This window comes from Pedobacter terrae (assembly GCF_900100705.1).
Lineage (GTDB): Bacteria > Bacteroidota > Bacteroidia > Sphingobacteriales > Sphingobacteriaceae > Pedobacter > Pedobacter terrae.
The window spans coordinates 107,208-121,551 of sequence record NZ_FNCH01000008.1 but is presented as its reverse complement, the minus strand read 5'-3'; the positions used below and the strand labels follow the sequence as shown (position 1 = coordinate 121,551).

The following is a 14,344-nucleotide window of genomic DNA, read 5'->3' as shown; positions in this document are numbered from 1 at the left end:
ATAATACATACATAAATTAAAAATTAAATAACATGAAAGTAGCATTAATAGGCGCCTCCGGATTTGTAGGCAAAGCGATTTTAAATGAACTGGTAAGCCGTGGAAATGAAGTAATTGCCATTGCGCGCGATACCGCTAAAATTGAAAATACCAACGACAAAGTAAGTAAGGTAGCAGTAGATGTTTTAGATACCGAAAAATTAGCAGCAGCTTTAGCAGGTGCTGATGCCGTAGTAAGTGCTTTTAACGCAGGCTGGACCAACCCAAATTTATATAACGATACAGTAGAGGGTGCAAATGCCATTCAGACTGCTGTAAAAGCATCGGGCGTTAAACGTTACATTTTTATCGGTGGAGCAGGTACATTGCAGATTGACGGTCAACAGGTTGTAGACGGACCGAATTTCCCTGCCGAAATCAAGCCAGGCGCAACTGCAGTAAGGGATTATTTTAATACGCTGAAACAAGAGAAAGAATTAGACTGGTTATTTTTTAGTCCGGCAATTGAGATGCATCCAGGCATTACTACTGGCCGTACCGGAAAATATCGTTTAGGTAAAACCAGTCCGGTTTTTAATGAAGAAGGCCGTTCAATTTTATCGGTAGAAGATCTGGCTATTGTAATTGCTGATGAGCTGGAAAATAATGCGCACCACCAGGAGCATTTTACAGCAGCATACTAGGTAGTTCATTAGTCATTAGTTCATTGGTCATTGGTTGATGCACAAGTTCGCTAGGAATGATGGTTAATTGGTTCATGGTTTGATCGTTCATGGTTGATTGCCCAATGTTATTGATAAGTGCTCGTATTTATGTTATAGTCAATAACGCGCTGGGTTATAGCTATTGGCTATCAAACCATCAACTATGAACTATTGCCGGGACTAATGAACGAATGGCTATTGAACCAATTAACCTTTTTTCCATATTTACCTATAAGTTCTTATCTTCGTGGCATGTATCGCCTTATTAAACCAATATTCTTCAAATTTGACCCTGAAAACGTTCATTATTTTGTGGTCAAGCGGTTAAAGTGGTTTAATGATAGTTTTCCGCTAGGCAAAACCATTATCCGTAGCAGCTTTGATGTGCACATTAAAGGCTTGGAACGCGAGGTTTTTGGGATAAAATTTAGAAATCCTGTTGGTTTGGCCGCCGGGTTCGATAAAAATGGCGAATACGTAGAGCCACTTAGTAATTTGGGCTTTGGATTTATCGAAGTAGGTACGGTAACACCAATGCCACAGCCTGGAAACGATAAACCAAGAATGTTCCGTTTGCCTAATGATGAAGCCTTGATTAACCGCATGGGCTTTAACAATAAGGGTGTAGATGTAATGGCAGAACGTTTGCGGTTGTTAAAAGATAAACATCCTGATATTGTAGTGGGCGGAAATATTGGTAAAAACAAAGCTACTCCAAATGAAGATGCAGTAAGCGATTACATTAAATGTTTCGACCGCCTTTTTGATGTGGTAGATTATTTTGTGGTCAATGTAAGCTCACCAAATACGCCAGGCTTACGCGAACTGCAGGAAAAAGAACCGCTGAAGAAAATTCTGAATACCCTGCAGGAGCGCAATCGTAAAAATGATATTTCTCGTCCGATTTTATTAAAAATTGCGCCTGATTTAACAGATGCGCAATTAGATGATATCATCGAAATTGTTGCTGAAACCAAAATTGCCGGTATTATTGCCACTAATACCACCATTAGCAGGGAAAATTTGGCTACAGCGCATTTAAAAGCCGAAACCGGTGGATTAAGCGGCAAGCCTGTTAAAGAACGTTCAACTGAGGTAATTCGTTATCTTTCAGAAAAATCAAACAAAGCTTTCCCGATTATCGGGGTGGGCGGGATACATTCGGCAAAAGATGCCCAAGAGAAACTGGATGCAGGCGCCAGTCTGATTCAGTTATATACCGGTTTTATTTACGAAGGGCCAGGATTGATCAAAAACATCTGTAAAGCACTGGTTTAAAGGAGTCGTAACCCTGATCCAATAGCTATCAGATTTATTTCCGGGTCTTGAAATAAGTTTAGCATGATGAGCTTGTTAAATTATAGCCGAAATATGTTAGTTTTTACATTTTGGAAATGAACGTCAGCATTCCATTGGCTGTGTCAGTCCCGCTATCGCTTCAAAGCCTTGGCTCGTTCCTCGCCTTCGGGTTTTACGCTACTATCGGGTTTATTTAACTGAGGTTTGTTGTTTTGCAATTATTTTTTTGAAGACTTCATCACCAGTATAAAATTGCCAATCCTGAGGGATGATTTATTGTATAAAATCAATATGATTGACAGCCGTTTCTAGGGTCGTCATTTCGAGCGGACCCGATAGCAATCGGGTGCAACGCAGTCGAGAAATCTGTCTCTATAGATTTCTCCCCGCCTGTACGGGCAGGCATTTCGCTGCCGGCGAAAAACCGGCTTGCTCCAGTCGAAAGGACGATTCTTCTATTGGATCTGTCAATGGTAGCGTGAAGGAAAGATGCTGGCCACGAAATAGCTATCTGGTATCAAAAATTCTAACGCATAAAAAAAGCATCCTTTGATCAGAAGGATGCTTTAAATTTTTTAGAAGAATTTCTAAAAACTATTTTGCCAAAGCAGCTAAAACAGCGTTGTTTTTAGCTAATTGATCGTTTTTAGGTTGTGCAGAGCGGCTTCCTAACTCGATGTTAGTTGCTCTTTTTAAAAATGCTACCTCTTGGTGAGCTGTATTTTTATTTCTTCTGTCTTTTCTTTTTAATCTGGTAACTGCCATGGTAATAACCTTTTAATTATTTTATTTGTACAAATGGAGGTCGAGAGCGGATTCGAACCGCTGTAGAAGGTTTTGCAGACCTCTGCCTAGCCACTCGGCCACTCGACCTTAAATTCAAGGCTGCAAAAATAGCAATTATTACTTAGCACGCAAACATTATTTCAATAATTATCTAATTTAATTCCGAACTCGCACTAATTCAGCACAAAAGATTGCCGCACTTACAGCTACATTTAACGATTCGGCTTGCCCAACTCTTGGAATAGTAACCGGTTTATTTATCTTTTTGATCACCTCTGCCGATATTCCTTTTCCTTCATTACCTAATATTACCAATCCTTCCGCTCCCCATTGTGTTTTGTAAATCGATTCGCCATCTAACAGCGCACCGAATACAGGGATGGTATTCTTCTCCAATAATGCCGGTAAATCTGCTTCAAATATATTTATCCTGGCCAAAGAGCCCATGGTGGCCTGTACCGTTTTTGGATTGAATATTTCTACACAGTCAGGAGAACAGATGATATTTTTAAAACCAAACCAGTCTGCCGTACGGATAATAGTGCCCATATTGCCCGGATCCTGAACGCCATCTAACACTAAAGTGAACTGATTTTTTAGCGCTTTTAGTGCCAATTCTTTGTTTTTAGGAATATGAACAAGCGCTAAAAAGCCCTGTGGTGTTTGCAGCGTACTAATCTTCTCTAATTCGGCGTTCTTTACTTCAAATAAGTTTATATTTGCAGGCAATTTGGGTAACAAATTATATTGCTCGCTGTTATAAAATATAGTGTGGATCTGGTAGCTTGATAGAAAAAATTCTTGTATGGATTTTATACCTTCAACAATAAACAAACCATTTTCTTTACGATATTTTTTTTGATGTAACGATTTTATAAAACTAATCTGTGATTTTGAAAGCATACCAAAACTCAATAAATATTAAACTGAAAAGCACTGCAATATTACTATTTATTATTGTTTTAATTCAGGCCTGCTCGTCAACTAAGTACATTGCAGACTATCAATCGATAGTGAAACAGGTAACTATTGATAGTGTTGATGCTAAATTTGAAGAACAGGCTTATAATTATGTGCAGAAAGATATCAGGCCAGCTTCCAAGCTGAGTATTCAGGTGCCATTATATAACTTGTTTAATACTAAAGACGGTAGGTATAAAACCAGTGATATTAAACCGTTTGGCACACCACCGGCCATTTTAGATAGTACACTGGTCGAAATTTCCAGAACACAGATACAGAAGTTTTTAAAAAGTAAAGGCTACCGCCAGGCCGAAGTAAAAGCGGCGATACAGGTTGCAGATAAAAAGGCAGAAATTGTATTTACGGCAAAACCCGGACCTGCTTATTTTATCGATAAGCTCTCCGATTCGATACCAAACCCAAATATTAAAAACCTTTACAAATCGAATAGGGCTGCCATAACCCATTTACATACAGGAATGCAGTACGATGAAGATTCCCTAACGTATGAAAGGGAACAGATTTACCGCATTATGAAAGAAAATGGCTATTTCTATTTCTTAAGACCCTATGTTAATTTCGACGTTTATGGTGCAGAGCCCACTTCTAAAACCAATAAAATAGACCTGAACCTGAATGTAACCAACCCCAATGATGGCGAACATAAGCAGTTCGACATTGGATATACTCACATGATCATCGCACCTAATCCTGATGGCTTTCCTGATTCGGTACGTTATAAACTCAACAAGGACACCGTTAATGGGATCATATTTACCGATTTTTCTAAACGCTACCGCAGAAACCCCATTGTAAGGTATGATTTTCTGAAACAGGGTGATCTTTATGATATCCGAAATGAAAACCTCACTTACGATCGGTTATATGAACTTAATATTTTTAAAAATGTAAAAATCGATTATTACAGAAGGGATAGTACATCAAACAAAATAAATACCGTTATCCAACTTATTCCACAAAAGGTAATGAGTAACCGTGTGGAAGGAGAGGTGCCTTTTAATGGCGGTACAGTAGGTTTTACCATCGGAAATACCTATACCAACAACAATATTTTTAGAGGTGCCGAACGATTTGAACTTCAGGTAAAAGGCGGTTTGCAATCAAGAATTGGAAATGGCGCTAAACCCTTTAGCGATATTTATCAGCGTGATTTTTCAATCAGCTCGAGTATTACCGTACCCAGGTTGATGATTCCTTTCTACAATCCGGTTTTGGGCGGTAATGGCATGCCGCACACTACCTTTGCCTCAAGTTACATTTACGCATTACAAAAAGATGTTTCAGTAAGGAGGATTTTTATCAACTCCATCACTTATGATTGGTTTGAAACCAAATCTAAATTACATTCATTTACACCCTTAAATTTCGAATATCGTTTTGGCTATTTAGACCCTAACGTTGATGAGCAAACCGTATTGAACAACCTTTATTATTCCACCTTATTAGGTCGTAAGGATTTAACACTGGGGATGAAGTATACCTATACCTTGAATGCCAATAAATTGAATGAATACCGGTCTTTTGTTTATTTAAGGGCTGGGATGGATATTGCAGGTAATATGTTGCAGGGCGTATCTAGCTTAATCGGCAAAAAAGGTGATCCTGCAAATAATAATCCTGCAAGAATATTTGGTTTGCCATTTAATCAATATATGCGTCCTGAGGTTGACTTAAGATGGTACAAGCACTTGGGCGGTGAGCGACAGTTTATTGCCCGTTTGAATGCGGGTGTAGCTTATGCATATGGAAATTCGGTGTTGACCGGTATACCTTTTGAAAAGCAGTTTTTTGCTGGCGGATCAAGCGGAATAAGGGCCTGGCAGGCAAGAACTATCGGCCCGGGGAACTATGATAGAGGCCTTTTAAGGAGTGATACCCTAAGGAGAGCCTTTTTTGGGCTTGACCAGCTTGGAACCATGCGGATTGAAACCAATTTCGAATACCGTTTTACCGTAGCCAAAAAGTTTTTAGGTGCAACATTAAAAGGCGCGGCATTTGTTGATATCGGTAACGTATGGAATTTACGCAGGGGTGAATCAATTCTTGTTTCTAATCCTGCACTTGATGAACAAACCATTTTTAGATTAAGTAAATTAGCACAACAATTAGCTGTTGGAACAGGAGTAGGGCTGAGATATGATGTGCAATATTTTGTATTTAGGTTTGATGTAGGCTTAAAGCTTAAAGACCCTCAGTTTGCAGGATCCGATCAATGGGTGATCAGTAAGTTTTTATCCGGGGCAAGTGATTTTAAAAATAGTTATAACGCCACGCATGGACCTGATACCTATCGTTTTATACAATACAATTTTGGTATTGGAATGCCATTTTAATTAATCAAAAAGGCTTAAAGCTTTGGGTTTAGTATCGGGAGCTTTAAAAGAAAATTCTCTAAAGGGCTGCCATCTTTTATCCATGTGTTTATAAACAGAGAAAGATGAAACCACAAATTCACGTTTAAATCTGCGGTCTTTAAACTCGGCGCAAATCTGTTTAAAAATAGGCTTTATATCTCTGAAGGCCAGGGTTAAATGCGGATTGAATTTTTCTTTTTTCTCGATCAGTTTCAGCGGTTGTAACGCTTTGGTTATCTGTTTTTCCAGGAGCATTAACCCATCATTTTGTTCAACGTCGAGGTAAAAGGTATGTTCAGGGAATGAATTGAAATTTCGGAGCACCTGTGTGAAAGCCTGGAGAAAAGAAGCATCTGCTAAAGCATTAAAAAATTGCTTTTCTGCATCAAATGATGAAATTTTTACCGGAGGATATAAGGTAATGTGTGCCGGACGCTTTAATGATTCATGCACATTAAATTGATCTGAAATGTAGGTTCTGATCTCATTTATGTCTTCTGTAATAGAAAGGGGCGGAATTAAACACACTAAAAATAGATTTTCCATTAAACAAATTTACTAAAAATATTAGTAATTAGTGAATGATTTTATGGATTGTTAATTACGGCTTTAAATAAATATGCCATAGTCACGTCTTCACGAACCATCTTATTTTGACATACAGGACCTCGATTATTTACACCCTAATTTTAATGCACAACCTTTTACTAGCTAATTATTGCTTTTTGTGTCAGATGGTAACATCAGACACCACGAATACGAATAACAATCGATTTATATTTTTGCCACGGAAACACGGATTGGCACGGAGAAATCTGATAGCGCAACAGACTCACTTTAAATAAACCCCTGCCAGTTGCAGGCGGCCGACCGGCAGCGTTACCCCGATTTTATTGGAATTTAATTTATCGAGCATTTATCAGGGTTAAGCAAAAGGCCGGACTAGCGGAACCGAAGCACTGCAGGCTTTGCTTTTCTAAAAAAAATGGAAGTTGCATTAGACCTTTTGTGATAAACAATGAAGTTAATCGTCAAAAGCGATTTGCTATTTTTACACTCGTTGGAAACGAGCGTAAGCATAAATTCCAATCTAACCGGAAAGATGCTGAAATAGTCCAGGACGAGGTCCGTTTATGCAATTTGTTCTCTCTAGACATCAAATGAGGTTCTTTAAACCATCAAAAATACTTTCGAAAAAGGTAGAAAGGTTCAATCCGTTACTGTGGTTAAAATATGCAAAAACCAGGAGTATAATGACCACAAATATGATGAGTTTGCGGAACGCAAAGGCCATTACAATCAATAAAATTGGAATGATGAATAGCCATAAACTATTGATGGTGTAAGGGCTTAAATCAGTGTCTTTTTTGTACACATACACTAGTTTGCTATGTGTGCCAGCGTCGTTCTGGTGTTTAATATAAATAAAGGTAGATTTATCGATTGGTAAGGGTAGCACTGCGATGCCATCGTTAAATTTTAGTACCTGTGTAAAACCACTTACGCTAAAGGTATAGGTTCCGTTTATATTTTCGTTAGGGTTATTTAGCGAATCGGCAGCTATAATGGCCAGTTTACTGTTTTTAAGCAAATTTTCTTTTATTAGAAAATTATTGATTGATGCGGTTTGTGCAAAGCCGAAAAGCCCAGTTAAACACAGCGATAGCAAGAGTACGATTCGTTTCATTCGATAGAACGTTTATTGTAAATTAAATAACCGATATGCAATAATACGCCATTTCTTTTAATCGCATCATTATATAAATTATAACTTAGGCTAACCGGGCCGAGAGGCGAGTGATAAACCAGTCCGGCGGTACCTGCGTAACGTAATTTTGTAATGGCCTTTGCGTAACTGATATCCTGAAAATTGCTCAGTTCAAATTCTTTATGTGGTAAAAATAAGTAACCTTCCAGTCTAAAGTCAAGATTTTTTTTAACATTATAAATGTTTTTTATCCCACCGGCGGCATAGGTGGTTGCCCTAAACTTATCCAGGAATAGCGAGCGGCTATCTTGCAGTGGATAAAAGGCCGGAGCGGTTAAAAGTGTCGCGTAATAATTGCTAAATAAGGGTTGGTTCGAAATTACACCTTCTACAATATAACCCAGGGTATATTTTTTAAAATGCAGGAAATAGTTCTCCTGTGTGAGTTTAATACTGGCCCAATGGCGTAGCTGGCTACTGCCGGGAACTTTCACAAAACCAGGCGTATTACGGAAAATGTTACCGGGATTGTAATTTTCGCGACCGGTGGTGTAATTGAAACTTAATGAAAAACTTTGGCCATTGGTGGCATATTGTTTTCTGTTCAGCGAATTTTTTTCCAGGTTTAGCGAGCCCCTGAAGCCATTGAATATCGTTTGATCTAACAAATCGCCTACAGCAAAGGTATTATTTGGGCTATAACGGTCGTTATTGTTGATAAAGTTTGCATGTAGCACAATTTTAGTATTGTAATTTAGGGGCATTCCCATCATGAGATCGATCTTGCGGTCTGATTGCTCAATATAAATGGGGCGTGGATTTTCGATAAAGATCTGGCTGGTATTATAGAAGTTCCAGTGATTATAGGTTAGCTCTGCAGCAAGAAACAAAGGCAGTCTGGTTGGGTAATCTACCCGGCCGTTAACTTGTACCGATTCATAAAAACGCCCGGAGTAAAAGCTGGTTCCGAATGTGTACGATTTGCGGTTGAGGTAGTTGTACTGTGCGCCCAAAAAAACATTACTGATGGGCCTGGTGGAAATATTGCCACCTAATTCGAGCCTGAAGCTCTTTTTCGGCTTTGCCACTACCTCAAAAGTATAACTGTCTGTTGCCGCTTGATAAGAAATTTTAGGATATACGGTCTCAAAAGTTTGATCGGCAACGAGCTTATAATAACCACGTTTAATATCTTGTAGGTTAAAAGTGGCTTTATCGCTTTTGAAAAGCCTTTCTACATATTTTTTCTGCTGGCTGTTTACACCGCTTACCATGATGTTGCTGAATTTGAGATCTGGTTTTTTCGAATTAAATTTTTCCCTTTTCTGCGCCAGTTCTTCATCGCTCACCCTTCTGCTGATTAAAGCTTTAATTTTTGGCATATCAGCTATGGTTGCATCATATCCTTTTTTGATCAATTCTTCAACAGGAGCGAAGTTAGTTACGCTATAGGTCGCTAAATCGGGCTGGATATAAACGCCGTTTTTGCCGATCATGGTAGAGTCTGATTTGGATAGGAACATGTATACCAGAAAGCGGTTCATTAAACGATCGTCTATATTTTTAGGATATTCGTTATAGGTTTTGGAGGAAACATTGGCGCCAATCACATAATCGGGCTTAAAATCTCTTTCCATTACATCGGCCGGGAAATTATTATAAAGGCCGCCGTCGAAAACGTATTTACCGTCTAATTTAATCGGCCGGTAAATAATGGGTACCGTCATGGTTGCCCTTACTGCTTCTGCTAAACTTCCTTTGCTTACGGTAATGCTTTTTTGCGAAAGCACATCAGCCACCATACAGCGGTAGGGCACAAACAGGTTGTCGAAATTATCTTTAGAAACGGCTGAAGCCTGTGAGAAAAGTTCAAGAAAGGCAAAGTTTAACGGGATATCATTAATCAGGTTAGAGCGGAAACTAAAATGAAACCCGGTATCAATAGCCACTTTTGCAGTAAGCATAGAGGCATTAGGCGCATTTTTCTGAAAATAGTAGGTATAATCGCTCGTATAACGGCCATTTACCCAGTTCTGAAAATCGCTACTGATTGCTATCTCTTCAATCTGTTTCGGACTGTAACCTGCGGCATACATGGCGCCAACAATACCACCCATTGAGGTGCCGGTAATGTAATCGATAGGGATGTGGTTTTCTTCCAGGGCCTTTAATGTGCCGATATGTGATAATCCTTTTGCACCGCCACCACTAAACACAAGACCTACCTTTTGCGCCTGCAACTGGCTATAGCACAGAACGAAAAGGATCAGCAAATATCTTTTAAAAGTTACCACTCTCTAAAAATAGGGTTTTCTTTTAAAATTAATTCAAAATGAAAATGTTGTAGGTTAAAAATGATGCAAAACTTACCCAAAGAATATAGGGAATGAATAGTAAACCTGCCCATTTGTTAATCTTATAAAACATACTGGCATTGATAACGATGATAATTAACAGCAAAATGATTTCGGCCATGGCAAAGCCAATCTCATGCAGATAAAAGAAAATGAATGACCAGGCGAGATTTAAGATCAGCTGGATGAGGTAAATGGCAACAGTTCGTGGGAAATGAACAATTTTATCGCGTCTTATCCAAACCAGATAAGCAGCAATGCCAATCAATATATAAAGACTAGTCCAAACTGGTGCAAAAAGCCAGTTTGGTGGATTAAACGATGGCTTATTTAAGGTTGGATACCAAATTTTAACAGATTGAGCAGTTGCCCATCCACCTAGTGCGCCAACACCCAGTGTGATGGCAATATTGATAATAAAAGCCAGAGGTTTGAATTTCATGCCTAAAATTTGAATTTAAACAAGAACAAGTCCTAAATGTTTTTATTATCTGCCGATACCTGGTACTACAGGTAAACTCTCGCTGCCATCATTTCCAATGCTCTGAACGGCAAATAAATAATTGTCTTTACTGTAAGGCAATTTTAATTCGGTAGCTGAAGTGAAAAATTTCTTTTCCCAAATAGCGTTACTGGTTTCGCGCATTAACACATAATAACCTTTTGCTGTACCATTAAGCGGTGCTTTCCAGTATAAAAGGGTAGAGTTGCTGAGGTTTTTAACATCGATTTTTACTTCGGTTGGGCTAGAAGGGGCTTTAGCCAGGTTGGCTAAAACAGCAATATTTACACCTGTGTTTTTGCGGAGATATTCGAAATCCATAAATTCCTGCAGGTCGCCATACCGCACACCATTTTCTGTTCTAAGATCCTGATGCTGGTGATCGAAGTTTTCGTTCATTTCGGTGATGCGTACGGCAGTAAAACCATTTTCTACGAATGGAGTATGATCTCCGCCACGTAGAAACCGGTCGTTTCTGTAAATTAATTTAATTTCTAACTGATCTACATAACGCTCGCCTATCTCTTTAACATAACGTGCCAACTGACGGCTTTTACCATCGTTCTCTAAGCCAAACTGGCGGATACTTTTGGCATTTTTATCCAGATCGAAGCTGGGTAAACCTTCACTAAATACACGCAGCCTGGTATTATCAATAATTTGTGTTTCGCTGCTGTTGTTACTGCCAATCATATCATTGTTTAGCATGGCATCTACATTCCATTTTTCTCTTTTAGCTGTTGAGGCCATAAAACCAGAGCCCAATAAAGATTGTTCTTCACCGCTTACTGCTACAAATACGATGGTTGCCGGAAATTGATATTGACTCATAATCCTCGCAGCTTCGATAACACCTGCAACGCCACTGCCATCATCATTGGCGCCGGGTGCATTACTCGTTCTGTTCATCACATCGGTAACACGGCTATCCAGGTGTCCGCTTACTACGTACACACGATTATCATTTGTATCCGTGCCCTTTAGTATGGCTACTGCATTTCCTAATAGTGTTGGTCGGTCTACTCTTTTGCCATCAGGTTTAAAGGTAATGGTATCCAGGTATGCGGTAAGCCTGCCATCACTTTGCCGGGCAAACTGGTTAAATTTACTCAACACCCAATTTCTGGCCGCTCCAATTCCTTTTGTTTTACTTTTAATGTCGCTTAGTGTATTTCTGGTTCCGAAAGAAACCATTTTACTGATATAAGATTTTAATGAATCGGAATTTACAGCCTTGACCATTTTTTCGATATCCTGATTTCGGTTAACTACAACCTGAGCATTTAGTGATAAACTCATGGCAATAAAAGTGAGTAGAGTATAGGCTTTTTTCATTTGTGGTCTTTTAGGAAATAATGACTTTAGTTAAAACGAAGATATTAAATGATTGCTGGAATATGAACGGCTAAACCCTAAAGGCCTGTAACAATTCGGGCATAAAAAAAGCCCTTTGAAAAAGAATCAAAGGGCCTGGTACTTTTATTTAGCGTTACTTTGTCACAGCAGGTGCAAATCCTGGTGTTGGGTTCCAGTTGCCAAAAGCTTTTTTTGCTGAAGCTCTAGCTGTAGTTAAATTAATATCGCCTGCAATGGTTAAAAATGTTTTTTCGGGAGAAATCTGGCTGTAAAAGTTCTTAACATCCGCCAGGGTTAAAGCGTTGATTGAATTTTCACTTACCGTCTGATCATAATCATAATCCTGTGCCTGTATACTGGTGATTAACTTAGCTTTAGCGCTATTAAAAGTTTTTTGATCAATTGTAGCATTTTGGATCAAAGAAGCCATTTCAGTCAAATCTTTTGCTAAATCTGTTTTGGCTGTAGCCAATTTGCCACTGTTATCTTTAAAACTGATGTTCGCATTTTTGCTCACGTTTTCATTGAGTACGGCATTTAATAACTCAACTACGCCATCTTTTTTAGTGTTAAAAGCTTTTGCATCCAATGTAAAGCTTGAATAAGCCTTTGGCGATTTATTATTTTCAGAAATAATAATGTTCATGCCGTTTTTAAGTTTATAGCCCACTGGCTCTTTAAAGGTTTGAGCTTTAGTAGTGTAAATAGAAAGCACGGCGACTGCGCAAAGTGCAATTGTTCTGATTTTGTTCATTTTATTTTTTATTGATAATCGGATATTCTTTTGCTTTTTAAATCTGAAAACCGATAAATCGTCTTTCTAAGGCGATTTAAGTAATTATTAGTGGTGATCAGGCGTATATACGCGACGAGAATTGAATCGGATTTCGGTAAAGCTTAAATTTGTTCATTTTGTTCATTATCTATCCACTCCAATCAATCCCTATAGCTATGCTTACTTTGATTTGACTTCATCCTGATACAGTCGGTTTTACAAATAGTGGAATTGCTAAAACGAATGCGATTAAAAGACCTGTAAACAGTTTTGATTCAGGTTAGGTGAGACGTGGTGGTTATATTGATCACTCCATCAACGCGCCAATGATGGGGATTTATGGAAGTTAAATTAGACTGATGTGTTTTAATATTTATCTGTAAAAGACTAATAAAAAACAACCTATTTATATCATATGCTTAGACTGTGGTATCATATACCTTTAGGCAAAATCAGATGCCGTCTGCAATTTATCCAAGCTCATTTAATTAAGAACAATATGGATACCGGGCAGGACTCATAGCCATCATGCTGCGAAAAGCAGCAAGTAAATGGTCTCGAGATCTATAACCCGTACTTTTTCTTTGGTATTCAGTTTTAACTACCGATAGGCAAAATCTCTGGCGTATAAAGATGATTTGATGCTGATCTCAAACCGGCATCTTCGATAAAATCTTTTATTTCCCTGATGGTTTCATCCGGCGCACTGATCTGCGGAAAATGCCCGGTAGCTTTCATAACCACCAAAAAATTGTGGGGTGTATTTTTATGAATAAATTCTCCGACCGATAATGGAGCCATTACGTCATTTGTACATTGCAGGGTTAGACTTGGTACTTCAAGATTTTTCAGTTTATCTCGGTAATCGGCTTTAAAGGTAGCCATTGCAAAAGCCAGGGCCACACTAGGATCCGTGGCTTCAAAACATTCCTCTAAAAAATCAGATAGTTCGGGTTTACCGGGATTGTTCATCACTACTGGCACCAATTGTTTACTCCAGGCCACATAATCCTGGGCTATATGCGTAAAAATCGTTTCAATATCTTCAGCATTAAATCCGCCGATATAATCACCATCGTTTAAATAGCGGGGTGATGGTCCGATGAATATTAACTTCTTAAACACTTCTGGTAGCTGTAACGCGGCGATCATGCCGATCATACTGCCAACCGAATGCCCAATAAATATAATGTTCTTCAGATCAAGTGCTTGTATAATATCAATTACATCGCAGGCATATCCTTCAAGTGTAGCATATTTCTTTTGATCGTATTGACTGAGGTCAGAATCACCAGAACCTACATAATCAAATAAGATTACCTTATAATCTTCCAGGAAAGCATCTGTGATATATTTCCAGGAGCTTTGTGCACAGCCAAAGCCATGTGCAAATAGGAGTACCTGGCTGCCTTCGCCAAGTATTTTTACATTATTTCTGAGGAGTATTGGATGCAAAATGTGTGATTTTAGAATTCCTTATCAAGTTAGGAAATGTAACGGTTTTTTTATGAAAAATTAAAAA

At 38.6% G+C, this 14,344-nt stretch carries 12 protein-coding genes and 1 tRNA gene; 3 read left to right on the top strand and 10 right to left on the bottom strand.

The features are described 5' to 3' along the window. Window positions 1-32: 32 nt before the first annotated feature. Window positions 33-683, top strand: coding sequence for an NAD(P)-dependent oxidoreductase (locus BLR60_RS11995; protein ID WP_090500093.1), 651 nt, complete (start codon window positions 33-35; stop codon window positions 681-683). 273 nt (window positions 684-956) lie between these two features. Further along, a complete protein-coding gene (locus BLR60_RS11990; protein WP_090500091.1) occupies window positions 957-1,982 on the top strand; it encodes a quinone-dependent dihydroorotate dehydrogenase in 1,026 nt (341 codons plus the stop codon). A 615-nt stretch (window positions 1,983-2,597) separates the two neighbouring features. Here the strand turns inward: BLR60_RS11990 and BLR60_RS11985 are convergent. The 3 genes from BLR60_RS11985 to BLR60_RS11975 all read right to left on the bottom strand — a co-directional run bounded on the left by BLR60_RS11985 (window position 2,598) and on the right by BLR60_RS11975 (window position 3,692). Next, window positions 2,598-2,768, bottom strand: a complete 171-nt coding sequence (locus BLR60_RS11985) for a hypothetical protein (protein WP_029275070.1) — start codon at window positions 2,766-2,768, stop codon at window positions 2,598-2,600. A 34-nt stretch (window positions 2,769-2,802) separates the two neighbouring features. Beyond that, window positions 2,803-2,876, bottom strand: a tRNA-Cys gene (locus BLR60_RS11980). Window positions 2,877-2,945: 69 nt separating this feature from the next. After that, on the bottom strand, window positions 2,946-3,692 hold the full coding sequence (locus BLR60_RS11975) for a TrmH family RNA methyltransferase (protein ID WP_090500089.1): 747 nt from the start codon (window positions 3,690-3,692) through the stop codon (window positions 2,946-2,948). Here BLR60_RS11975 and tamL point away from each other — a divergent pair. Continuing rightward, the gene (tamL, locus tag BLR60_RS11970; RefSeq protein ID WP_090500087.1) at window positions 3,683-6,106 is read left to right on the top strand and encodes a translocation and assembly module lipoprotein TamL; all 2,424 of its coding nucleotides are present in this window, start codon (window positions 3,683-3,685) and stop codon (window positions 6,104-6,106) included. The two genes, BLR60_RS11975 and tamL, sit on opposite strands and share 10 nt — an antisense overlap. Here the strand turns inward: tamL and BLR60_RS11965 are convergent, their stop codons facing one another. The 7 genes from BLR60_RS11965 to BLR60_RS11935 form a co-directional block, all read right to left on the bottom strand. After that, a complete protein-coding gene (locus BLR60_RS11965; protein WP_090500085.1) occupies window positions 6,107-6,673 on the bottom strand; it encodes a 2'-5' RNA ligase family protein in 567 nt (188 codons plus the stop codon). Between the two features lie 610 nt (window positions 6,674-7,283). Next, on the bottom strand, window positions 7,284-7,814 hold the full coding sequence (locus BLR60_RS11960; RefSeq protein WP_090500083.1) for a hypothetical protein: 531 nt from the start codon (window positions 7,812-7,814) through the stop codon (window positions 7,284-7,286). After that, the gene (locus BLR60_RS11955) at window positions 7,811-10,108 is read right to left on the bottom strand and encodes a patatin-like phospholipase family protein (RefSeq protein WP_244155646.1); all 2,298 of its coding nucleotides are present in this window, start codon (window positions 10,106-10,108) and stop codon (window positions 7,811-7,813) included. Before BLR60_RS11955 ends, BLR60_RS11960 begins: the two co-directional genes overlap by 4 nt. A 49-nt stretch (window positions 10,109-10,157) precedes the next feature. Next, window positions 10,158-10,631, bottom strand: coding sequence for a TspO/MBR family protein (locus tag BLR60_RS11950; protein ID WP_090500080.1), 474 nt, complete (start codon window positions 10,629-10,631; stop codon window positions 10,158-10,160). Window positions 10,632-10,676: 45 nt separating this feature from the next. Beyond that, entirely contained in the window at window positions 10,677-12,026 is a 1,350-nt protein-coding gene (locus BLR60_RS11945) for a M20/M25/M40 family metallo-hydrolase (protein ID WP_090500078.1), read from the bottom strand. A 154-nt stretch (window positions 12,027-12,180) separates the two neighbouring features. Next, window positions 12,181-12,801, bottom strand: a complete 621-nt coding sequence (locus tag BLR60_RS11940; protein ID WP_090500076.1) for a peptidase M16 family protein — start codon at window positions 12,799-12,801, stop codon at window positions 12,181-12,183. 618 nt (window positions 12,802-13,419) lie between these two features. Further along, window positions 13,420-14,277, bottom strand: a complete 858-nt coding sequence (locus BLR60_RS11935; protein ID WP_090500074.1) for an alpha/beta fold hydrolase — start codon at window positions 14,275-14,277, stop codon at window positions 13,420-13,422. Window positions 14,278-14,344: the final 67 nt, after the last annotated feature.